Source organism: Streptomyces sp. SAS_272, assembly GCF_052543235.1.
The window spans coordinates 66,850-88,577 of record NZ_JBMNDR010000032.1 but is presented as its reverse complement, the minus strand read 5'-3'; the positions used below and the strand labels follow the sequence as shown (position 1 = coordinate 88,577).

General features: G+C 70.3%; 16 protein-coding genes. 8 read left to right on the top strand and 8 right to left on the bottom strand.

The features are described 5' to 3' along the window. Nucleotides 1-42: 42 nt before the first annotated feature. Nucleotides 43-3,174, bottom strand: a complete 3,132-nt coding sequence (gene ileS, locus ACN6LD_RS19740; RefSeq protein WP_445043865.1) for an isoleucine--tRNA ligase — start codon at nt 3,172-3,174, stop codon at nt 43-45. A gap of 603 nt (nt 3,175-3,777) precedes the next feature. Between ileS and ACN6LD_RS19735 the strand changes: the two genes are divergently transcribed. From ACN6LD_RS19735 to ACN6LD_RS19715, 5 genes are all read left to right on the top strand, one after another. Continuing rightward, on the top strand, nt 3,778-4,740 hold the full coding sequence (locus tag ACN6LD_RS19735; RefSeq protein ID WP_319188982.1) for a TraR/DksA C4-type zinc finger protein: 963 nt from the start codon (nt 3,778-3,780) through the stop codon (nt 4,738-4,740). Between the two features lie 67 nt (nt 4,741-4,807). Beyond that, a complete protein-coding gene (gene lspA / locus ACN6LD_RS19730; protein ID WP_319188983.1) occupies nt 4,808-5,404 on the top strand; it encodes a signal peptidase II in 597 nt (198 codons plus the stop codon). 72 nt (nt 5,405-5,476) lie between these two features. Then, on the top strand, nt 5,477-6,421 hold the full coding sequence (locus ACN6LD_RS19725) for an RluA family pseudouridine synthase (RefSeq protein ID WP_445043864.1): 945 nt from the start codon (nt 5,477-5,479) through the stop codon (nt 6,419-6,421). Beyond that, on the top strand, nt 6,418-6,891 hold the full coding sequence (locus ACN6LD_RS19720) for a GNAT family N-acetyltransferase (RefSeq protein ID WP_319188987.1): 474 nt from the start codon (nt 6,418-6,420) through the stop codon (nt 6,889-6,891). The genes ACN6LD_RS19725 and ACN6LD_RS19720 overlap by 4 nt, the downstream gene beginning before the upstream one ends. A 65-nt stretch (nt 6,892-6,956) precedes the next feature. Next, nucleotides 6,957-8,543, top strand: coding sequence for a Na+/H+ antiporter (locus ACN6LD_RS19715; RefSeq protein ID WP_319188989.1), 1,587 nt, complete (start codon nt 6,957-6,959; stop codon nt 8,541-8,543). A gap of 91 nt (nt 8,544-8,634) precedes the next feature. Here ACN6LD_RS19715 and ACN6LD_RS19710 read toward each other — a convergent pair whose 3' ends face one another. After that, complete coding sequence (locus ACN6LD_RS19710; protein WP_319188991.1) at nt 8,635-9,735, bottom strand: mechanosensitive ion channel family protein; 1,101 nt, start codon at nt 9,733-9,735, stop codon at nt 8,635-8,637. Between the two features lie 98 nt (nt 9,736-9,833). Between ACN6LD_RS19710 and ACN6LD_RS19705 the strand changes: the two genes are divergently transcribed. After that, nucleotides 9,834-10,403 (top strand): dienelactone hydrolase family protein, encoded by a 570-nt coding sequence (locus ACN6LD_RS19705; protein WP_445043863.1) that lies wholly within the window; start codon nt 9,834-9,836, stop codon nt 10,401-10,403. A gap of 12 nt (nt 10,404-10,415) precedes the next feature. Here ACN6LD_RS19705 and ACN6LD_RS19700 read toward each other — a convergent pair whose 3' ends face one another. From ACN6LD_RS19700 to ACN6LD_RS19680, 5 genes are all read right to left on the bottom strand, one after another. Further along, a complete protein-coding gene (locus ACN6LD_RS19700) occupies nt 10,416-12,098 on the bottom strand; it encodes an alkaline phosphatase D family protein (protein WP_319188995.1) in 1,683 nt (560 codons plus the stop codon). Between the two features lie 273 nt (nt 12,099-12,371). Next, nucleotides 12,372-12,842, bottom strand: a complete 471-nt coding sequence (locus tag ACN6LD_RS19695; protein ID WP_319188997.1) for a hypothetical protein — start codon at nt 12,840-12,842, stop codon at nt 12,372-12,374. A 225-nt stretch (nt 12,843-13,067) separates the two neighbouring features. After that, the gene (locus ACN6LD_RS19690) at nt 13,068-13,889 is read right to left on the bottom strand and encodes a thioredoxin domain-containing protein (RefSeq protein ID WP_319188999.1); all 822 of its coding nucleotides are present in this window, start codon (nt 13,887-13,889) and stop codon (nt 13,068-13,070) included. Nucleotides 13,890-14,082: 193 nt separating this feature from the next. Beyond that, nucleotides 14,083-14,778 (bottom strand): hypothetical protein, encoded by a 696-nt coding sequence (locus ACN6LD_RS19685; RefSeq protein ID WP_445043862.1) that lies wholly within the window; start codon nt 14,776-14,778, stop codon nt 14,083-14,085. 68 nt (nt 14,779-14,846) lie between these two features. Continuing rightward, nucleotides 14,847-16,172 carry a DUF2252 domain-containing protein gene (locus ACN6LD_RS19680; RefSeq protein WP_057580095.1) on the bottom strand — a complete coding sequence of 442 codons (1,326 nt, stop codon included), beginning with the start codon at nt 16,170-16,172 and terminating at the stop codon, nt 14,847-14,849. Between the two features lie 214 nt (nt 16,173-16,386). Between ACN6LD_RS19680 and dnaE the strand changes: the two genes are divergently transcribed. Further along, a complete protein-coding gene (dnaE, locus tag ACN6LD_RS19675; RefSeq protein WP_445043861.1) occupies nt 16,387-19,926 on the top strand; it encodes a DNA polymerase III subunit alpha in 3,540 nt (1,179 codons plus the stop codon). A 92-nt stretch (nt 19,927-20,018) separates the two neighbouring features. Here the strand turns inward: dnaE and ACN6LD_RS19670 are convergent, their stop codons facing one another. Further along, nucleotides 20,019-20,183: a hypothetical protein gene (locus ACN6LD_RS19670; protein ID WP_199863815.1), complete on the bottom strand. Its 165-nt coding sequence runs from the start codon at nt 20,181-20,183 to the stop codon at nt 20,019-20,021. A gap of 224 nt (nt 20,184-20,407) precedes the next feature. On the opposite strand from ACN6LD_RS19670, the gene ACN6LD_RS19665 reads away from it, so the two are divergent. Further along, entirely contained in the window at nt 20,408-21,628 is a 1,221-nt protein-coding gene (locus tag ACN6LD_RS19665) for an NYN domain-containing protein (RefSeq protein WP_445043860.1), read from the top strand. The last annotated feature ends 100 nt before the right edge of the window (nt 21,629-21,728 follow it).

Here is a 21,728-nt window from a genome sequence, read left to right as displayed (position 1 = left end):
GGCCCGGATCCCTCAGGGATCCGGGCCCCGCGGCGTACGGCCCTACGCCTTGCGCAGGCGGAACGTCAGCGTCAGCGCCTCGTCGGTGAACGGGGCGCCGTAGGTGTCGTCCGCCTCACCCCGGGCGAAGTCCGTGGCGAGGACCTCGTCGGCGATCAGGCCGGCGTGCCCGTCCAGGGCGTCGACGGCTCCCGGGTCGGTCGCCGTCCAGCGGAGCGCGATGCGGTCGGCGACGTCGAGGCCGCTGTTCTTGCGGGCCTCCTGGATCAGGCGGATGGCGTCCCGGGCCAGGCCCGCGCGGCGCAGCTCCTCGGTGATCTCCAGGTCGAGGGCGACGGTGGCGCCGGAGTCGGAGGCCACCGACCAGCCCTCGCGCGGGGTCTCCGTGATGATCACTTCGTCGGGGGCCAGAGTGATCGTCTCGCCGTCGATCTCGACCGATGCCGTGCCCTCGCGCAGGGCGAGGGACAGCGCGGCCGCGTCGGCGTTCGCGACGGCCTTGGCCACGTCCTGGACGCGCTTGCCGAACCGCTTGCCCAGGGCGCGGAAGTTCGCCTTGGCGGTGGTGTCCACCAGCGAGCCGCCGACCTCGGAGAGGGACGCCAGGGACTCGACGTTCAGCTCCTCGGTGATCTGCGCGTGCAGTGCCGGGGAGAGCGCGTCGAATCCCGTGGCCGCGATGAGCGCGCGGCGCAGCGGCTGGCGGGTCTTGACGCCGGACTCCGCGCGCGTGGCGCGGCCCAGCTCCACCAGGCGGCGGACCAGGACCATCTGCTTCGACAGCTCCGGGTCGATCGCCGAGAGGTCCGCCTCCGGCCAGTCCGACAGGTGCACGGACTCCGGGGCGCCCGGGGTGACGGGGGCGACCAGGTCCTGCCAGACCCGCTCGGTGATGAACGGGGTCAGCGGGGCCATCAGCTTGGTGACCGTCTCCACGACCTCGTGCAGGGTGCGCAGCGCCGCCTTGTCGCCCTGCCAGAAGCGTCGGCGGGAACGGCGGACGTACCAGTTGGACAGGTCGTCCACGAACGCCGAGAGCAGCTTGCCGGCGCGCTGGGTGTCGTACGCCTCCAGCGACTGCGTCACCTGGTCGGTGAGGGCGTGGAGTTCGGACAGCAGCCAGCGGTCCAGGACCGGGCGGTCGGCCGGGGCCGGATCGGCCTCGCCCGGCGCCCAGCCGGACGTCCGGGCGTACAGCGCCTGGAAGGCGACCGTGTTCCAGTACGTCAGGAGCGTCTTGCGGACGACCTCCTGGATGGTGCCGTGGCCCACCCGGCGGGCCGCCCAGGGCGAGCCGCCTGCCGCCATGAACCAGCGGACCGCGTCGGCGCCGTGCTGGTCCATCAGCGGGATCGGCTGCAGGATGTTGCCCAGGTGCTTGGACATCTTGCGGCCGTCCTCGGCGAGGATGTGCCCGAGGCAGACGACGTTCTCGTAGGACGACTTGTCGAAGACCAGGGTGCCGATGGCCATCAGCGTGTAGAACCAGCCCCGGGTCTGGTCGATGGCCTCGGAGATGAACTGCGCCGGGTAGCGCGCCTCGAACAGGTCCTTGTTCTTGTACGGGTATCCCCACTGCGCGAACGGCATGGAGCCCGAGTCGTACCAGGCGTCGATCACCTCGGGCACGCGCGTGGCCGTCTTCGCGCACTCGGGGCACGCGAAGGTGACGTCGTCGATGAACGGGCGGTGCGGGTCCAGCTCGGACTGGTCGGTGCCGGTCAGCTGGGTGAGCTCCGCGCGGGAGCCGACGACGGTGAGGTGGTCGTCCTCGCAGCGCCAGATCGGCAGCGGGGTGCCCCAGTAGCGGTTGCGGGACAGCGCCCAGTCGATGTTGTTGTTCAGCCAGTCCCCGTACCGGCCGTGCTTGACCGTGTCCGGGAACCAGTTGGTGTCCTCGTTCTCCTGGAGGAGGCGGTCCTTGACGGCGGTGGTGCGGATGTACCAGGACGGCTGCGCGTAGTACAGGAGCGCGGTGTGGCAGCGCCAGCAGTGCGGGTAGCTGTGCTCGTACGGGATGTGCCGGAAGAGGAGGCCGCGCTGCTGGAGGTCCTCGGTGAGCTTTTCGTCCGCCTTCTTGAAGAAGACGCCGCCGACCATCGGGACGGACTCCTCGAACGTGCCGTCCGGGCGGACGGGGTTCACCACGGGAAGGCCGTAGGCGCGGCAGACCTTGAGGTCGTCCTCACCGAAGGCGGGCGACTGGTGGACCAGACCCGTGCCGTCCTCGGTGGTGACGTACTCGGCGTTCACCACGTAGTGGGCGGGCTCCGGGAACTCCACCAGCTCGAACGGACGTTGATAGGTCCAGCGCTCCATTTCGGCGCCGGTGAAGGTCTGGCCGGTGGTCTCCCAGCCCTCGCCGAGCGCCTTGGCGACCAGCGGCTCGGCCACCACGAGCTTCTCCTGGCCGTCGGTCGCCACGACGTAGGCGACCTCGGGGTGCGCGGCCACGGCCGTGTTGGAGACCAGCGTCCAGGGGGTCGTCGTCCACACCAGGAGGGCGGCTTCGCCGGCGAGCGGACCGGAGGTGAGCGGGAAACGGACGTACACGGACGGGTCGACGACCGTCTCGTATCCCTGGGCCAGCTCGTGGTCGGAGAGGCCGGTGCCGCAGCGGGGGCACCAGGGGGCGACGCGGTGGTCCTGGACCAGCAGGCCCTTGTCGAAGATCTCCTTCAGCGACCACCAGACCGACTCGATGTACTCGGGGTCCATCGTGACGTAGGCGTCGTCGAGGTCGACCCAGTAGCCCATGCGGGTCGTCAGGTCGGAGAAGGCGTCGGTGTGGCGGAGCACGGACTCCCGGCATTTGGCGTTGAACTCGGCGATGCCGTACGCCTCGATGTCCTGCTTGCCGCTGAAGCCGAGCTCCTTCTCGACCGCGAGCTCGACCGGCAGGCCGTGGCAGTCCCAGCCGGCCTTGCGGGCCACGTGGTAGCCGCGCATGGTGCGGAAGCGGGGGAAGACGTCCTTGAAGACGCGCGCCTCGATGTGGTGGGCGCCCGGCATGCCGTTGGCGGTGGGCGGACCCTCGTAGAACACCCACTCGGGGCGTCCCTCGGACTGCTCCAGGCTCTTGGCAAAGATCTTCTGCTCGCGCCAGAACTCGAGCACCGCGTGCTCGAGGGCGGGCAGGTCGACCTGGGCGGGCACCTGACGGTACTGCGTCATCGATCTTCCTCCGGCGGACGTACTGCCTTCCGTCGGAGGGACGAGAGCCTTCTTGCCTGTGGACGCCGTGTGCGGCGCGCTCCCGCGGTACCACCCTCCTTGGCCCTCCGGTGCGCGCTGCGCGCCGGGGAGCCCCCTCATTGGGGTCGCGATGCCGGTTCTACCAGCCCCCTGGGGGCCTTCCTCCGGCGGCTCCGGGGTGATCTTCACGTCGCGCTCGCCCCCGGGCTCTCACCGTCCCCGGGTCGCTCTGGGCTGCGTACGCCGCTACTCGTCCCCATCCACGCTTTTCGCTCCGCCCAGTGTACGGCCCCCCGGCGACGGCGGCCGACCGCTTTTCGGGGGCCCCGAGCGCGGCCCGCGGCCTGGTCCCGGATGCCCCGAACGGCCGCCGGGCGCGATGCCGCGCGTGGCCGCGGGCCGGCGTGCCCGGTGCGGCGGATTACCCGGCGGGGAGCTGGGCACAACGGATGCAGGCCCCCCGCGTGGCGTGCGCGAGGAGGGCGAATCTGGCGGTGTGCCCCGTTGCCGCGGGCTCCAAGTCGATTTATCGTCCCAGCACGATTTGCGTGCAAGATCACAAAATGTGAAGGGGCCGCGGCCATGGTGGCGAAAAAGACCGCCGTACAGCAGCCGGCGTCCGGCACGACCACGGACGACCCCGGCGGCGCGGCCGAGGACGTGAAGGCCGTGACAGCGGTGAATTCCGGGCGGCCGTCGGCGGCCGCCGGGACGAAGAAGCCGGACACGAAGGCGGTCATGAAGCCGGTCACGAAGGCGGCGGCCGGGAAGGCGTCGGCGAAGTCTGGCGCCGCCCCGAAGGACGCCCCCGCCGGTGGGACCGCCGGGAAGCAGGTGGCCGTGGAGGAGACGGCCGGGAAGGCGGCCGCGAAACGGACGACCGCCCGGAAGACCGCCTCGAAGAGAGCCGCCGCGCCGAAGTCGGCGGCGGTGAAGGCCACCGCCAAGAAGGCGGCGGCCAGGAAGGCGGCCGGCGCGAAGAGCGTGGCCGCGACGAGCGCGGGCAGGAAGAACACGGCCAAGAAGGTGGGCGCGGCCTCGGCCGCGGAGCAGACGGGAGCCACGACTGTGGTTGCGAAGAAGACTCCGGGTACGGCCACGGCGGCGAAGACCGCCGTCCCCAAGGCACGCCTCGCCGCGGCGGAGCCGGGCGAACTGGCGGTACGCCCCGGCGAGGAGCCGTGGACGCCGGAGGAGGCCGAGGAGGCCCGCACGGAGCTCGACTCCGAGCAGGCGCGGCTGCGAGCGGAGCTGGCCGCGTCCGAGGCCGCCCTGACGGGGCTGATGCGGGACTCGGGGGACGGCGCGGGCGACGACCAGGCCGACACCGGCACCAAGAACATCACGCGCGAGCACGAACTGGCGCTGGCCGCCAACGCGCGCGAGATGCTGATCCAGACCGAACACGCCCTGGAACGGCTGGACGCCGGCACCTACGGGCTGTGCGAGAACTGCGGCAACGCCATCGGGAAGGCCCGGATGCAGGCCTTCCCGAGGGCCACGCTGTGCGTCGAGTGCAAGCAGAAGCAGGAGCGGCGGTACTGATCGCCTGGCAGGCGGGGGGTGTGCCGTACCCTCGTCCTCAGTCAGGTACCTAGGTTGAGGGACTCACGTGGCAGAGGCGGAGCGCGTCATCGGTACGCCGGACACCCCAGAGGCGGGGTCCGAGCCGGAGCAGTCGTCCGGCCCGGGCGAGCAGGAGAGCGCCGGGACGCGGCCCAGGGGCAAGCGCCGCATCGCCGTGCTCTTCGCCGTCGCCGCCTTCGCGTACGCACTCGACCTGGTCAGCAAGATGATCGTGGTCGCCAAGCTGGAGCACCACGCGCCGATCGACATCGTCGGGGACTGGCTGCGGTTCGAGGCCATCCGCAACGCAGGCGCGGCCTTCGGCTTCGGCGAGGCCTTCACGGTCATCTTCACGGTGATCGCCACAGCGGTGATCGTGGTGATCGCCCGGCTCGCGCGCAAGCTGTACAGCCTGCCCTGGGCGGTCGCGCTCGGTCTGCTGCTGGGCGGCGCGCTGGGCAACCTCACCGACCGGATCTTCCGGGCGCCCGGCGTCTTCGAGGGCGCGGTCGTGGACTTCATCGCGCCGAAGCACTTCGCGGTCTTCAACCTCGCCGACTCGGCGATCGTGTGCGGGGGCATCCTGATCGTCCTGCTCTCCTTCAAGGGACTCGACCCGGACGGGACCGTCCACAAGGACTGACCCGGGCCGGGCGGCCTCCGGTCGTCCACAGGCCCGTACGGCGGTGTCGCGGTCGTCCTGCATACTCGACGGGTGAGCACGATTCCCGAGATCCGTACCCTGCCCGTGCCGGACGGCCTGGAGGGCGAGCGCGTCGACGCCGCCATCTCCCGCATGTTCGGCTTCTCCCGTACGAAGGCCGCCGAGCTGGCCGCGGCGGGGAAGGTCACGGTCGACGGCTCGGTGGTCGGCAAGTCCGAGCGGGTCAGCGGCGGGGCCTGGCTGGAGGTCGAGATGCCGCAGGCCCCAGCGCCCGTGCAGATCGTCGCCGAGCCGGTCGAGGGCATGGAGATCGTGCACGACGACGACGACGTGGTCGTGATCGTCAAGCCCGTCGGCGTGGCCGCGCATCCTTCGCCCGGCTGGAGCGGCCCCACCGTCATCGGCGGGCTGGCCGCGGCCGGCTTCCGCATCTCCACCTCGGGCGCAGCCGAGCGCAAGGGCATCGTGCACCGGCTCGACGTCGGCACCTCCGGGCTGATGGTGGTCGCCAAGTCCGAGCGCGCCTACACCTCGCTCAAGCGCCAGTTCAAGGAGCGCACGGTCGACAAGCGCTACCACACGCTCGTCCAGGGCCACCCCGACCCCACCAGCGGCACGATCGACGCGCCCATCGGCCGTCATCCCCAGCACGACTACAAGTGGGCGGTCACCGCCGAGGGCAAGCCCTCCGTCACGCACTACGACCTGATCGAGGCCTTCCGCGCGGCCTCCCTGCTGGACGTGAAGCTGGAGACGGGCCGCACGCACCAGATCCGCGTGCACATGGCCGCCCACCGCCACCCCTGCGTGGGCGACCTGACGTACGGGGCGGACCCGACGCTCTCCAAGCGGCTGCACCTGACCCGGCAGTGGCTGCACGCCGTGCGGCTGGGCTTCGAGCATCCCGGCGACGGACAGTGGGCGGAGTTCGCCAGCGACTACCCCGAGGACCTGCAGAAGGCCCTGGACCAGGTCCGCGAGGAGACCTACGGATGACCGGCACGCCCGCCTGCACGGTGCGCGTCGCCGAGGACCTCGCCGACCGGGAGGCGTGCTTCGCGGTGCGCAAGGAGGTCTTCGTCGGCGAACAGGGCGTCCCCGAGGACCTGGAGTACGACGAGCACGACGCCGGCGCCGTGCACCTGCTCGCGGTCCGGGAGGACGGGGTAGCGCTCGGGACCGGCCGACTGCTGTACGGCGACGCGGCCTCGGCGAGGACCGGAGGCGACCCGTCGGTGGGTTCGCTCGGGCGGCTCGCCGTGACGCGCGAGGCGCGCGGGCTGGGCGTCGGGGTCGCGCTGGTGCGGGCCGTCGAGGAGGCGGCACGCGCGCGGGGGCTCTCGGCCGTGGACCTGCACGCACAGACTCGGGCGCTGGGTTTCTACGAGCGGTTGGGGTACACGCCCTACGGGCCCGAGGACCTGGAGGCGGGCATTCCGCATCGGTCCATGCGCCGTTCGCTGTAGCGGACGGCGGGCGTGCGACGCTGAAGGCCTGGATGCATTGATCGTCTAGACCCGGAGCGCTGACCGTGGACCAGTTGGCCCTGCTGTTCGTCCTGTTGCTCGGGGCCGTGGTGAGCGTCCCGGTCGGGGACCGGTTCGGACTGCCCGCTCCGGTGCTGATGACCCTGCTCGGGATAGTCCTCGCGGTGCTCGACTTCGTGCCCAACGTGGAGATCCCGCCGGATCTGATTCTGCCGCTCCTGCTGCCGCCGCTGCTGTACGCGGCGGTACGGCGGACCTCGTGGCGGCAGTTCGCGGCGAATGTGCGGCCCATCTTCCTGCTGGCCGTGGCGCTGGTGTTCGTCACCACGGTCTGCGTGGCCGCCGTGGCCCACTCGATCGTGCCGGGGCTGCCGGTGGCCGCCGCGGTGGCGCTCGGGGCGCTGGTCGCGCCGCCCGACCCGGTGGCGGCGACCGCGGTGGCCGGACAGCTCGGGCTGCCCCGTCGGCTGGTCTCCATCCTGGAGGGCGAGGGGCTGTTCAACGACGTGACGGCCATCGTGCTGTACCACGTCGCGATCGCCGCCGCCGTGAGCGGAACGTTCTCCCCGTGGCGGGCCGGACTCGACCTGGTGCTGTCCGCGGTGGTCGCGGTCGCGGTGGGCGTCGCGCTCGGCTGGGGCGCGAACCGACTGCTGGACGTCCTCGGGGACACGACGCTCCAGATCGGCCTGACGCTCCTGGTGCCGTACGCCTCCTACGTCCTGGCGGAGGAGTTCCACGGGTCCGGGGTGCTGGCGGTGCTGACCACCGCGCTGTTCCTCGCCGAGTACGCCACCGACCCCGACGACGTGCTGACCCGCCTGGCCGGCCACACCTTCTGGGACATCATCGACACGCTGGTCACGGGCGTCGCGTTCGGGCTGATCGGCCTGGAGCTGCACAACGCGATCCGCACGGCGTCCGGGCGGTGGGGGGAGATGCTCGGGTGGGCGGCGGTGATCGTGGCGGTCGTCGTCGTCGTACGCCTGCTGTGGCTGCTGCCGGCGACATGGCTGACGCAACGGCTGCACGCCAGGAAGGATCACCTGGAGGACATCCCGACCAACTGGCGGGAGACCCTCGTCATGTGGTGGTCGGGGATGCGGGGGGTGGCCTCGGTGGCGCTGGCGCTGGCCGTTCCGCTGAAGACCGACGACGGCGGCCCCTTTCCCGACCGGGACGAGATCGTCTTCATCGCGTTCGGCGTGATCATGGCGACGCTGGTCCTCCAGGGGCTGACCCTGCCCTGGCTGGTGAAGCGGCTCGACGTCCGGTCGGACACCGACCGGGAGAAGGAGTTCGAGAAGGAACTGGCGGTGCGCGCGGCCAAGGCGGCGAAGCAGCGGCTGCGGGAGATCGAGGCAGAGGAGGACCTGTCGGAGGAACTGTCCGAGCAGATGCTGCGCAGGGCCTTCGACATCGGACTGCGGATCAGCCCGGACGTGGGCGAGGACGAGCGGCGGGAGGGGCACGATCAGCGCGTGCGCCGGCTGAAGCGGGTGCGCCGCATCCAGGGGGAGATGCTGAGCGCGGCACGGCACGAGGTGGTCGCGGCGCGCAGCGAGCCGGGCGCCGACCCGGAGATCGTGGACCGCGTGCTGCGGCACCTGGACGTGCGCAGCCTCAGGTGAGCGAGCGGGCCCCGCCCGGCCTCGGACGGGAGGCGGGCGGGGCCGGTTTCTTCACGGTGAGGGAACGCGACAGCCGTGGGGCAGCGGTTCGTCAGCGAGGCTCGTGGACGCGGCGGGCCGCGCCGTCGGGCGAGGCGGACTGGCCCGGGAGCCGCCCCGGAGGCAGCGCCGCGTCAGCCGTGTTGACCCGGGGAAGCGCGTACGGGTGCTCCTTGGACAGCCAGCGGATCATCTGCTCGCGGACCGCGACGCGCACCGTCCAGATGTCGTCGGCGTCCTTGGCCGTGACCAGGGCCCTCACCTGCATGGTGTTGGGCGTGGTGTCGGTGACGTCGAGACCGCAGGCGCGGCCGTCCCAGGCCGGGCACTCGCGCAGGATGTCGCGCAGCTTCTCGCGCATCGCCTCCACGGGCGCCGCGTGGTCGACGTGCCAGTAGACGATGCCCGTCATCTGGGGGGTGCCGCGCGACCAGTTCTCGAAGGGCTTCGAGGTGAAGTACGACACGGGCATCGTGATCCGGCGCTCGTCCCAGGTCCGCACGGTCAGGAAGGTCAGGGTGATCTCCTCGACCGTGCCCCATTCGCCGTCCACCACGACCGTGTCGCCGATGCGGACCATGTCGCCGAAGGCGATCTGCAGGCCGGCGAACAAGTTGCTCAGCGTCGACTGGGCGGCCACACCGGCGACGATGCCGAGAATCCCGGCCGAGGCCAGCAGCGAGGCGCCCGCCGCGCGCATGGCGGGGAACGTCAGCAGCATCGAGGCCGCGGCGACCACGCCGACGACGGCCGAGACCACCCGCATGATCAGCGACACCTGGGTCCGCACCCGCCGGACCCGGGCCGCGTCGCGGTGCATGCGCGCGTAGCGCGAGTACGACGTCTCGACGACCGCCCCCGCGATGCGGATCACCAGCCAGGCCGCCGCGCCGATCAGCACCAGGGTGAGGGTGCGGCCGATGGCCACCTTGTGGTCGTCCAGCAGTTGCGCCTCGTCGTAGGACCCTCTGAGCATCGCCGCGCACAGCACCAGCTGGTACGGGATGCGGCCGCGGCGCAGCAGACCCCACAGCGGGGTCTCCGGGTGCCGTCGGTCGGCTTTGGACAGCAGGCGGTCGGTGGCCCAGCTGATGAGGACGGTCAGCACCACCGAGCCGCCCACCACGATCACGGGGCGGAGCAGGTTCTCCATGCCTTCGAACGTAACCGAGCCGGCGGGGTCCTGAACCTGTGACTTGTGTGAAGAGGCGCACGCCGGGGGCTGTCGGTGCGGGCTGGCACCATGGGCGCATGAACATCATGCTCTTTCACTCGACCTATGGTCCGCGGCCGGCGGTGCGCGCCGCGGCGGACCGGCTGCGTGCCGCCGGGCACGAGGTCCGGACGCCGGACCTCTTCGGGGGGCGCACGTTCGACACGGTCGAGGAGGGCATGGCGTACAACGAGGAGATCGGCAAGGACGAGCTGCTGAAGAGAGCCGTGCTGGCCGCCGCGCCCTACTCCGAGCGCGGGCTGGTGTACGCCGGGTTCTCGCTCGGCGCGTCGATCGCCCAGACCCTCGCCCTCGGCGACGACAAGGCGCGCGGCCTGCTCCTTCTGCACGGCACCTCGGACCTCGCGCCGAACGTCTCGGTGGACGACCTCCCGGTGCAGCTGCACGTCGCGGAGCCGGACCCGTTCGAGACCGACGACTGGCTGAGCGCCTGGTACCTCCAGATGGGCCGGGCCGGCGCCGACGTGGAGGTCTACCGGTACGCGGGCGCGGGGCACCTGTACACCGACCCCGGGCTGCCCGACTACGACGAGGAGGCGGCCGAGGCCACCTGGCGGGTGGCGCTCGGCTTCCTCGAGAGCCTGTAGCGGCTACGCGCCCTAGACGGGGTCGTACGTCCGTTCCACCTTCTGGGTACCGCTGCGGGTGCGGTAGGAGCGCTGCCAGGAGGAGGTCGCGGTGGCGCTGGTGCGGTCGGACAGCACGTAGTAGTCCATCTGCGCGCGGTCGGCGGTGATGTCCAGGACGCCGTAGCCGTGGCGGTCCGTGTCGACGAAGTGGACGTGCCGGTTCGCGGCCCGGATGACCGGCGAGGCGATCGCGGTGAGCGTGCCCTCGGGCACCTTCACGATGTCGTCGAGGTTGTCGGAGGTCACCGACGTGACCACGAACTCGGTGGCGGCCGAGGCCGACAGCGGGTACGTCCCGGCGTCCACCGGCACGTCGTTGGCCCACGCCATGTGGATGTCACCGGTGAGGAACACGGTGTTGCGGATGGCGTTCGCGCGCAGGTGGGCGAGGAGCTCGCGACGGTCGTCGGTGTAGCCGTCCCACTGGTCGGTGTTGAGGCCGAGGCCGTCCTGCGGCAGGCCGAGCAGCTTGGCGAGCGGCTTGAACAGGTCCGCGGAGAGCGAGCCGATGACGAACGGCGAGATCATCACCGAGTTGCCGACCAGCCGCCAGGTGGTGTCCGACGCCTTCAGCCCGGTCTTCAGCCAGTCCAGCTGGGCGCGCCCGGTGATCGTGCGGTCCGGGTCGTCGACCGTGCCGTTGCCGACCTTGACCTGCTGGGAGCGGAAGGAACGCAGATCCAGCAGGGAGAGATCGGCGAGCTTGCCGAAGCGCAGCCGGCGGTAGGTGGTGCCGGCGATCGCGGGCCGGACCGGCATCCATTCGAAGTAGGCCTGCTTCGCGGCCGCCTGACGGGCGGACCAGGCGCCCTCCGCGCCCTCGGTGTGGTTCTCGGCGCCGCCCGACCAGGTGTCGTTGGCGAACTCGTGGTCGTCCCATATCGCGATGACCGGGGCCTTCACGTGCAGGGCCTGTAGGTCGGGGTCCGTCTTGTACTTGCCGTGCCGGGTGCGGTAGTCGGCGAGCGTGAGGATCTCGTGGGTGGGCGAGGTCTGCCGTACGACGGCGCCGCGGGCTCCGTACTCGCCCGTGCCGTACTCGTAGATGTAGTCGCCGAGATGCAGCCAGGCGTCCAGGTCGCCGCGGGCCGCGAGGTGGCGGTACGAGGAGAAGTAGCCGGCCTCCCAGTTGGCGCAGGAGACCACGCCGAAGCGCAGACCCGTGACGGCGGCGTCCGCCGCCGGCGCGGTGCGGGTACGCGCCACCGGGGTCTGGGCGCCGCCCGCCGAGAAGCGGAAGTAGTAGTCGGTGGCCGGCTGGAGGCCGCGGATGTCGGCCTTGACGGTGTGGTCGGAGGCCGCGGTGGCGGTGGTCGAGCCCTTGTTGACGACGTTCGTCAGCGCCCTGTCCGTGGCGACGACCCAACTCACCTCGGTGTCCGGGCCGAGCCCGGAGCCCGGTGTCGCCTCGGCGGCGGGCGTCACCCGGGTCCACAGCAGGATGCCGTCGGGAAGCGGGTCGCCGGAGGCGAGGCCGTGCAGGAACGCCGGGGTCTCCGCGGCGGCGCGGGCCGGGAGCGCGGCGGCGAGCGGTCCGGCCAGGACGACGGTCGCCGCCGCGGCCTTGACGACCGTACGGCGGCGCGGGGAGAGGGAGTCGGGGCGCTCTGACGGAACGTCGGCGCTCGTGGAGGATCTGTATCGACTGGTCACGGGCAATCAGATTACTGACGAGTACGACCGAGAGCGGGCGAACCGGAAAGAAGTTCGCCCGCTCTTCGGCTGCCCGTCGGACACCGGTCCCCGAGTCCGGAGGGACGGACGTCGCGGCCGGCCTCCCGCCGCTGTGCCGGCGGCCGGCCCTTGCTGCCCCGCGGGTAGCCGCCGGCAGCCCCCTCCGGTCGCCTCTCGCACACCTCCCGGAAATGTTCCGGGCAAAACGAAACGGCCCGCCAAGGAACTGACGGGCCGTCACGAATATCGGGTTCAGCTGCAGATGTTTACCGACCCGGACGACAGGGACAGGTTCTCGGAGAAGATCCAGCCCTTGACCTGGCCGCTGCCCACCCGTCCGTACACCCAGAAGTTCCCGGACGTGTTGTAGACCCCGCACCAGGCGTGGAACGCCGTGCCGGGCACCACGGACTGGGTCTGCGTGCACGACGCGAACGGGCCGTTCCGTAAATGCCCCACAACGACTTTGAGTTCACCATTGGAATTGTTGTTTCCGGAGCTCCCGCATCCAAAGGTGGCCGCACTGGCGGAGGTCGCCCCGCCCACGGTGATGCCTCCCAGTGCCGCCGTAGTGGCCGCAACCGCGACGAGGGCTTTCTTGAATTTCATCTTTCCTCCACAACTCGTCTTTCCTCGGTGCGGCGTGAACGTTACCCGGATCGAGCACTGGATGTAAACGGCACGTTTCGGATTCGCATTTGGCTTGATCGTTGCGGCGGCCACGATGATTGTGGAGGCTTCCGCCCTATGCGGTGATGTGGTCCGTTTTCCGTTCTCCGTGGCGACATGCCCGCGCTGTTATTCGTTTCCGACTTTGTCGGCAGAATCCCGGTTGCTGTCGGGGCAAGCATTCCGGCCGACCCGTTCGAGGGGGACGGCGGGCCTGCTTCCGGGCCGGGAAAAGCGGAATGCCCCGGACCGTTTCCACGGTCCGGGGCATTCCGGTGCTCAGCCCTTGAGTGCCGCGCCGATCGCGGTCTCGTAGTCGGCGACCGTCATGGGGACGTTGTCGTTGGCGGCCTTGATGAGCTTGCCGTCCATCACGAGGGACGGGGTTCCCTGGATGTTGTACTTCTTGCTGTCCGAGTCGAACTTCGCGCTCATGACGAGCGCCCACTTGTCATAGGTGCCGTTCTTCACGGCGCTCTGGAACTTGGCGTTGTTCTTCAGAGCGGAGACCGTGTCCGCCACCTTGATCAGGTACGAGTCGTCCTTGAACTTGTCTTCGGTCTCCTCGGGGTGGTACTTCGTCGAGTACAGCGCGGTCTTGTACTCGAGGAAAGCCTCGGAGCTGACGTTCAGCGCCGCGCCGAGAGCGCTCAGCGCGTTCTTCGAGCCCTCGCCGGTCAGCTTGTCGTCGAGGAACGTGGCGCCCACGTACTGGATCTTGTACTTGCCGGCCTCGACGTCCTTGTCGACGGTCTGGCCGACGGTCTGCTCGAACTGGGCGCAGATAGGGCAGCGCGGGTCCTCGTACATCGCGAGGGTCTTCTTCGCGTCCGCCTTGCCGATGACGACGGTCGTGCCGTCCTCGCCGGTGGTGTTGGCGGGCTTGACGAGCTTCTGGCTCTTGACGTGGTCCCAGTACTCGGGCTTGTTGGCCTGGACGACGGCGTAGCCTATGCCGCCGGCGGCGGCCAGCACGCCGACGACCGAGAGGCCCACGATGATCTGACGCTTGGTCTTGGCGCGCTTGGCCTCGCGCTCGCGCTCGATGCGCAGCCGCTCCCGGGCCGCCGTCTTCGCCGCAGCGCTGTTCCGCTTGCTCATGGTGATCTCCAAAAGGGACGCGCACGCGTCGTACGCGGAAGTTCGTGTGGGGACTGAGGAACTGAGGTGGTGCCCGGAGTGCCCGGTCCGTGGGGACGTGTCCGTGGCGGAGGAGTCCGTGCAGACGAGTCCGTGCAGACGTGTCCGTGCAGACGTGTCCGTGGTGACGAGTCCGTGCGGACGCGTGGTCTGTTCAGACCGCGGCGGGCGAGCGCGGCGGTCCACGCCTTCCCAGGGAGTGCACGAGGAGCCGGTCACGGGCGGTGGCCGCGCGGCGAGCGGGCCGCGGCAGACGGCGGGTCGCCGGGGCGCGTCGTACGGTCACGGCGGCCACCGCGATCAGCAGGGGCCGGAAGGTGGTCGCCGTGGCCGCCCGCAGCAGCTGGACGAGCGCCCGCTCGCCCCGGCGCAGCCAGGCGGCGGCGATCAGGCCGACGCAGATGTGCGCGGCGAGCAGCAGCCAGGCGGCGGCCGGGTAGACGTGCGCGAGATGTCCGCCCAGCCCTGTGGGACCGGGGCCCCCGGCGACCTGCGCCAGTGGGGTGCCCACGCGGGTGCCGTCGCCGCACAGCACGTCCCAGCCGAACGAGGCCAGCGGGCCGGCGACCGGGCCGCCGGCCCTGCCGTAACAGACGTGCTGGCCGGTGGTGAAGACGGTGTCGGCCGCCAGTTCCAGCGGGATCAGCCAGGCGGCGATCCGCCCGAAGCCGCACTCGCGGCCGGCGAGGGCGTAAGCGAGGGCGAACACGGCGGCCGCGACGGCGGCCACCGTGTTGAGCGGCAGCGGGGCCCGCGACAGCAGCACGTGCGACGCGGTGCTGAGCGTCACGACGAAGGCCGTGAACAGCGCCGCGCGTACGGCTCTGAGGCGGGTCCCGGATATGTCCATAGCGGAGGAGAGTGTGTCACGTACCGCGGTAGGGGACCCCTAAAGAGTCCCTGTGAGAAGGCCTACTGTCACAGACCCGGAATCCGGCCGTTGCGGAACAGGTCGACGAAGATCTGGTGGTCGGCACGCGCGCGTGCGCCGTAGCCGTGAGCGAAGTCGACCAGGAGGGGTGCGAAGCCCTCCTCGTCGGCCGCGATCGCCGCGTCGATGGCCCGCTCGGTGGAGAAGGGGACCAGGGACTCGCCGGAGGTGTCGTCCGCCGCCGCGTGCATGGTGGCGGTGGCCCGGCCCAGGTCGGCGACGACGCCCGCGATCTCCTCCGGGTCGTCGATGTCACCCCAGTCCAGGTCGACCGCGTACGGCGAGACCTCGGCGACCAGCTGGCCGGCGCCGCCGAGCTCGGTCCAGCCCAGCCACGGGTCCGCGTGCTGCTGGAGGGCGCGCTGGGAGATCACCGTGCGGTGTCCCTCGTGCTGGAAGTAGCCGCGGATCGCCGGGTCGGTGATGTGCCGGGACACGGCCGGGGTCTGCGCCTGCTTGATGTAGATCACGACATCGTTCTCCAGGGCGTCGCTGTGGCCCTCGAGGAGGATGTTGTACGACGGCAGACCGGCCGAGCCGATGCCGATGCCGCGGCGGCCGACGACGTCCTTCACCCGGTAGGAGTCCGGGCGGGCCAGCGACGTCTCCGGCAGCGTCTCCAGGTAGCCGTCGAAGGCGGCGAGCACCTTGTAGCGGGTGGCGGCGTCCAGCTCGATGGAGCCGCCGCCGGGCGCGAAGCGACGCTCGAAGTCCCGGATCTCCGTCATCGAGTCCAGCAGCCCGAAGCGGGTCAGCGCACGGGCGTCGCGCAGCGCGTCCAGCAGGGGGCCCTGGGCGGTGTCCAGGGTGAAGGGCGGCACCTCGTCGCTCTTCGCGCCGGTGGCCAGCGCGTGGATGCGCTCGCGGTACGCGCCCGCGTAGACCTCCACCAGCTCCGTGATCTGGTCGTCGCCGAGCGCCTTCGCGTACCCGATGAGGGCGAGGGAGGCGGAGAGGCGCTTGAGGTCCCAGGTGAAGGGTCCCACGTAGGCCTCGTCGAAGTCGTTGACGTTGAAGATCAGCCGGCCGTTGGCGTCCATGTACGTGCCGAAGTTCTCCGCGTGCAGGTCGCCGTGGATCCACACGCGCGAGGTGCGCTCGTCCAGGAACGGGCCGCCCCGCTTCTCCGCGTCCAGGTCGTGGTAGAAGAGGCCGGCCGTGCCCCGGTAGAACGCGAACGCCGAGGCCGCCATCTTCCGGAACTTCACGCGGAACGCGGCCGGGTCGGCGGCCAGGAGCTCGCCGAACGCGGTGTCGAAGACGGCGAGGATCTGCTCGCCGCGGTGCTCGTCGTCGAGCTGCGGAACCGACATCGCTGGGTGCCTCCTGGTGCATGACGTGTACGACGGCGTCTGTGCCGTCTTCAACGGACGAAGGGACGCGGGAGTGCCCGTTTCCCTCCCGTGAAGGTACGCGGCGCAGCGGTCCGCGTGTCAGTGGTCAGGCATAGACTTCGACGCTGTCCCCCCGACCGCCCGCAACCGGTGGGGCGCCAGTCGACCCATGTTTCCCCTGGAGGCCGCAGCCGTGTCAAAGCCGCCGTTCACGCACCTGCACGTCCACACCCAGTACTCGCTGCTGGACGGTGCCGCGCGGCTGAAGGACATGTTCGACGCGTGCAACGAGATGGGCATGACGCACATCGCCATGTCCGACCACGGCAACCTCCACGGGGCCTACGACTTCTTCCACACGGCGAAGAAGGCCGGCGTGACCCCGATCATCGGGATCGAGGCGTACGTCGCCCCCGAGTCGCGGCGCAACAAGCGCAAGATCCAGTGGGGCCAGCCGCACCAGAAGCGCGACGACGTGTCCGGTTCCGGCGGCTACACCCACAAGACGATCTGGGCGGCGAACGCGACGGGCCTGCACAACCTCTTCCGGCTCTCCTCGGACGCCTACGCCGAGGGCTGGCTGCAGAAGTGGCCCCGGATGGACAAGGAGACCATCTCCCAGTGGTCCGAGGGGCTCATCGCCTCCACCGGCTGCCCCTCGGGCGAGCTCCAGACCCGGCTGCGGCTCGGCCAGAAGGAAGAGGCGCTGCAGGCGGCCGCCGACTACCAGGACATCTTCGGCAAGGACCGCTATTTCCTGGAGCTGATGGACCACGGCATCGAGATCGAGAGCCGGGTCCGTGACGGCCTGCTGGAGATCGGCAGGAAGCTGGGCATCCCGCCGCTGGTCACCAATGACTCGCACTACACGTACGCGCACGAGGCGACCGCGCACGACGCGCTGCTGTGCATCCAGACCGGCAAGAACCTCTCGGACCCGGACCGCTTCCGCTTCGACGGCACCGGCTACTACCTGAAGTCCACGGACGAGATGTACGCCATCGACTCCTCGGACGCCTGGCAGGAGGGCTGCGCCAACACCCTCCTGGTGGCCGAGCAGATCGACACCACCGGCATGTTCGAGGCGAAGAACCTCATGCCGAAGTTCGACATCCCCGACGGCTTCACCGAGGTCACCTGGTTCAAGGAGGAGGTCCGCCGGGGGATGGACCGCCGCTTCCCGGGCGGCGTCCCCGAGGACCGGCAGAAGCAGGTCGAGTACGAGATGGACGTCATCATCCAGATGGGGTTCCCGGGCTACTTCCTCGTCGTCGCCGACTTCATCATGTGGGCGAAGAACCAGGGCATCGCGGTCGGTCCGGGGCGTGGCTCCGCGGCCGGCTCGATCGTCGCCTACGCGATGGGCATCACCGACCTCGACCCGATCCCGCACGGCCTGATCTTCGAGCGGTTCCTCAACCCCGAGCGCGTCTCCATGCCCGACGTCGACATCGACTTCGACGAGCGCAGGCGCGTCGAGGTGATCCGGTACGTGACGGAGAAGTACGGCGCCGACAAGGTCGCCATGATCGGCACGTACGGCAAGATCAAGGCGAAGAACGCCATCAAGGACTCCGCGCGCGTGCTGGGCTACCCGTACGCGATGGGCGACCGTCTCACCAAGGCCATGCCCGCCGACGTCCTCGGCAAGGGCATCGACCTCAACGGCATCACCGACCCCTCGCACCCGCGCTACAGCGAGGCCGGCGAGATCCGCGCGATGTACGAGAACGAGCCGGACGTCAAGAAGGTCATCGACACCGCCAAGGGCGTCGAGGGCCTGGTCCGCCAGATGGGTGTGCACGCGGCCGGCGTGATCATGTCCAGCGAGCCCATCGTCGACCACGCCCCGATCTGGGTACGGCACACGGACGGCGTGACCATCACCCAGTGGGACTACCCGCAGTGCGAGTCGCTCGGCCTGCTGAAGATGGACTTCCTCGGCCTGCGCAACCTCACGATCATGGACGACGCCGTCAAGATGGTGAAGTCCAACAAGGGCGTCGACCTCGACCTGCTGGCCCTGCCGCTCGACGACCCGAAGACCTTCGAACTCCTCCAGCGCGGTGAGACCCTCGGCGTCTTCCAGTTCGACGGCGGCCCCATGCGCTCGCTGTTGCGTCTGATGAAGCCCGACAACTTCGAGGACATCTCCGCCGTCTCCGCGCTCTACCGTCCGGGCCCGATGGGCATGGACTCGCACACGAACTACGCGCTGCGCAAGAACAAGCTCCAGGAGATCACGCCGATCCACCCGGAGCTGGAGGAGCCTCTCGAAGAGGTCCTGGCCGTCACCTACGGTCTGATCGTCTACCAGGAGCAGGTGCAGAAGGCCGCCCAGATCATCGCCGGGTACTCGCTCGGCGAGGCCGACATCCTCCGCCGCGTGATGGGCAAGAAGAAGCCCGACGAGCTGGCGAAGAACTTCACCATCTTCCAGGCCGGCGCCAAGAAGAACGGCTACAGCGACGAGGCGATCAAGGCCCTGTGGGACGTGCTGGTCCCGTTCGCCGGCTACGCCTTCAACAAGGCGCACTCCGCCGCGTACGGCCTGGTCTCGTACTGGACCGCCTACCTGAAGGCGAACCACCCCGCCGAGTACATGGCCGGGCTGCTCACCTCGGTCAAGGACGACAAGGACAAGTCGGCCGTCTACCTCAACGAGTGCCGCCGCATGGGCATCAAGGTGCTCCCGCCGAACGTCAACGAGTCGGTGCACAACTTCGCCGCCCAGGGCGACGACGTGATCCTCTTCGGCCTCGAGGCCGTCCGCAACGTCGGCACCAACGTGGTGGAGTCGATCATCAGGAGCCGCAAGGCCAAGGGCAAGTACGCCTCCTTCCCCGACTACCTCGACAAGGTCGAGGCCGTCGCCTGCAACAAGCGCACCACGGAGTCGCTGATCAAGGCGGGCGCGTTCGACACCCTGGGGCACACCCGCAAGGGCCTCACCGCGCACTTCGAGCCGATGATCGACAACGTGGTCGCGGTCAAGCGCAAGGAGGCCGAGGGACAGTTCGACCTCTTCGGCGGCATGGGCGAGGAGGAGACCAGCGAACCGGGCTTCGGCCTGGACGTCGTCTTCACCGAGGACGAGTGGGACAAGACCTATCTGCTCGCCCAGGAGCGGGAGATGCTCGGTCTGTACGTCTCCGACCACCCGCTGTTCGGCCTGGAGCACGTCCTGTCCGACAAGGCGGACGCGGGGATCGCCCAGCTCACCGGGGGCGAGCACGCGGACGGCGCGGTGGTGACCATCGGCGGCATCATCTCCGGCCTGCAGCGCAAGATGACCAAGCAGGGCAACGCCTGGGCCATCGCCACCGTGGAGGACCTCGCGGGCTCCATCGAGTGCATGTTCTTCCCGGCGACCTACCAGCTCGTCTCCACTCAACTCGTCGAGGACGCCGTCGTCTTCGTCAAGGGCCGCCTCGACAAGCGCGAGGACGTGCCGCGGCTGGTCGCGATGGAGCTCCAGGTCCCGGACCTGTCGAACGCGGGCACCAACGCGCCCGTGGTCCTCACCATCCCGGCGACCCGGGTCACCCCGCCGATGATCAACCGCCTCGGCGAGATCCTCACCCACCACAAGGGCGACAGCGAGGTCCGGATCAGGCTCCAGGGCCCGACGAAGACGACCGTCCTGCGTCTGGACCGGCACCGGGTCAAGCCCGACCCCGCTCTCTTCGGCGATCTGAAGGTCCTGCTCGGCCCGTCCTGCCTCGCGGGCTGATGGCGCGCAGGACACGACGCGACGAGGGGCGCATCCGGCACCGGATGCGCCCCTCGTGCATGCCCGGGCCGCAACGGCCCGCTGTGCAGACGTCAGTTGTGGCCGAAGCGCTTCTGTCGGCCCTTGCGGGCGATGTCGGCAGGCGTCGCCTGGGCGATGCGCTGCTCGGTCTGCGACTCCATCGAGGACGGCTGTGCCGCCTGCGGACCACGCTCGGACTGCGGCTGCTTACGAACCTGCTTCTTGTTCTTGGCCATGGTGATCTGCCTCCTGTGGGTGATCTAGGGGCCAGGGCCGGGACCAGATTCACATAGGCTGACTTACAGCGCATTTCGGATAATTACCGTCTGTGACAGGGGTCGTCGGAGTGTGGCGCCTCCAAACGCCACGCCGAAGATCGAGTTCCGGCCGTTAACCTCCGCGCGGTCGGGCAGACTCGAAGGAAGCCCGAAGCAAACCTCCCGGAAAGAGGGTGAGTCGTGTGGACCGCTGCATCGTCCTGGTGGACGCCGGGTATCTGCTGGGGGCGGCCGCGAGTCTCCTCGCCGGAGAACCCTCGCGATCCCGTATCACCGTCGACCACTCCGCGCTCGTCCAGGGTCTTCGCGAACAGGCCGAGTCAGAGACCGAGCGCCCGCTGCTGCGCATCTACTGGTTCGACGGCGCCCCGGACCGCGTCCCCCAGCCGGAGCACCGCAGACTGCGCGTGATGCCCCGGGTCACGGTCCGGCTGGGCGCCCTGACCCGCAGCGACGGACGGTGGGCCCAGAAGGGCGTCGACGCCGCCATGCACGCCGAGCTGACCGAGCTGGCCCGCAACCGCGCCTGCTCCGACGTCGTCCTCGTCACCGGAGACGGGGACCTGCTGCCGGGGATGATGGCCGCCAAGGAGCACGGCGTCGCCGTCCACCTCTGGGCCGTCCAGGCCGCCGACGGCGACTACAACCAGTCCGAGGACCTCGTCGCCGAGGCCGACGAGCGGCGCGTCCTGGACCGCATCTGGATCACCAAGGCGGTCCGTGCGAAGGAGCTCGGCGGGGTCTGCGCGCCGCCCCCCGCGCCCCGCCCCGAGATCGCCGCGATCCTCTCCGCTCCGCTGCCCGACTCCGGGCTCGCCCCCACCGTCGAGCGGCCCCCCGAGGAGGCCGAGCACCCCTCGGTGACCGCCGGCTCCGACACCGGCGCACAGGACCGCGTCCCGGCCCCCAAGGGCGTCCCCACGCCCAAGGACCTAGCCGCGCTGCGGGCGCCCGGGGCGCCCGCCGTCCAGCATCCGGCCACCGCGACCCTGCGCTGGTCGTCCGACAAGGGCTGGGTCGACCGCCCCGGGGCCGCCCCCGAGCCCGCCGACGTCGCCGCCATGCCGACGCTCGCCCAGGTCACCACGGCGGAACAGCGCTGGGCCGACCGCGAGGAGGACATCACCACCGTCGGCGGCGACCCCTACGAGGTGGGACAGGTGTTCGCCCGCCGGTGGATGGCCCGCCTCGGCGACCAGAGCCATCTGCAGAAGCTGTCCGGCATGTACCCGCGCATCCCGCACCGCATCGACGGCGAGCTGCTGAGGTACGCGGCCCGCTTCGGACTGCTCGCCCACAAGGACGACCAGATCGACGAGCACGACCGGTACGCCATCCGGGCGGGTTTCTGGCGCGAGATCGACGTGCGGACGGCCGCCGGGCACGCTCCGGCGGCGGACTGAGCGGGCCGCCCGCGACGCCCCGACCGTGAGCTGCGGCCCGCGACCCCGTACTCTCGTCCCTTGTGAGTACGCGCGCGGCACCGCCCCTTCGGCACGGGAA

Bases quoted from the DNA above. Each gene is read 5' to 3' on its own strand.
- ACN6LD_RS19685 (WP_445043862.1), bottom strand. From the start codon at position 14,778: ATGGACATATCCGGGACCCGCCTCAGAGCCGTACGCGCGGCGCTGTTC.
- ACN6LD_RS19680 (WP_057580095.1), bottom strand. From the start codon at position 16,172: ATGTCGGTTCCGCAGCTCGACGACGAGCACCGCGGCGAGCAGATCCTC.
- ACN6LD_RS19710 (WP_319188991.1), bottom strand. From the start codon at position 9,735: ATGGAGAACCTGCTCCGCCCCGTGATCGTGGTGGGCGGCTCGGTGGTG.
- ACN6LD_RS19670 (WP_199863815.1), bottom strand. From the start codon at position 20,183: ATGGCCAAGAACAAGAAGCAGGTTCGTAAGCAGCCGCAGTCCGAGCGT.
- ACN6LD_RS19690 (WP_319188999.1), bottom strand. From the start codon at position 13,889: ATGAGCAAGCGGAACAGCGCTGCGGCGAAGACGGCGGCCCGGGAGCGG.
- ACN6LD_RS19720 (WP_319188987.1), top strand. From the start codon at position 6,418: ATGACCGGCACGCCCGCCTGCACGGTGCGCGTCGCCGAGGACCTCGCC.
- ileS (WP_445043865.1), bottom strand. From the start codon at position 3,174: ATGACGCAGTACCGTCAGGTGCCCGCCCAGGTCGACCTGCCCGCCCTC.
- ACN6LD_RS19705 (WP_445043863.1), top strand. From the start codon at position 9,834: ATGAACATCATGCTCTTTCACTCGACCTATGGTCCGCGGCCGGCGGTG.
- ACN6LD_RS19735 (WP_319188982.1), top strand. From the start codon at position 3,778: ATGGTGGCGAAAAAGACCGCCGTACAGCAGCCGGCGTCCGGCACGACC.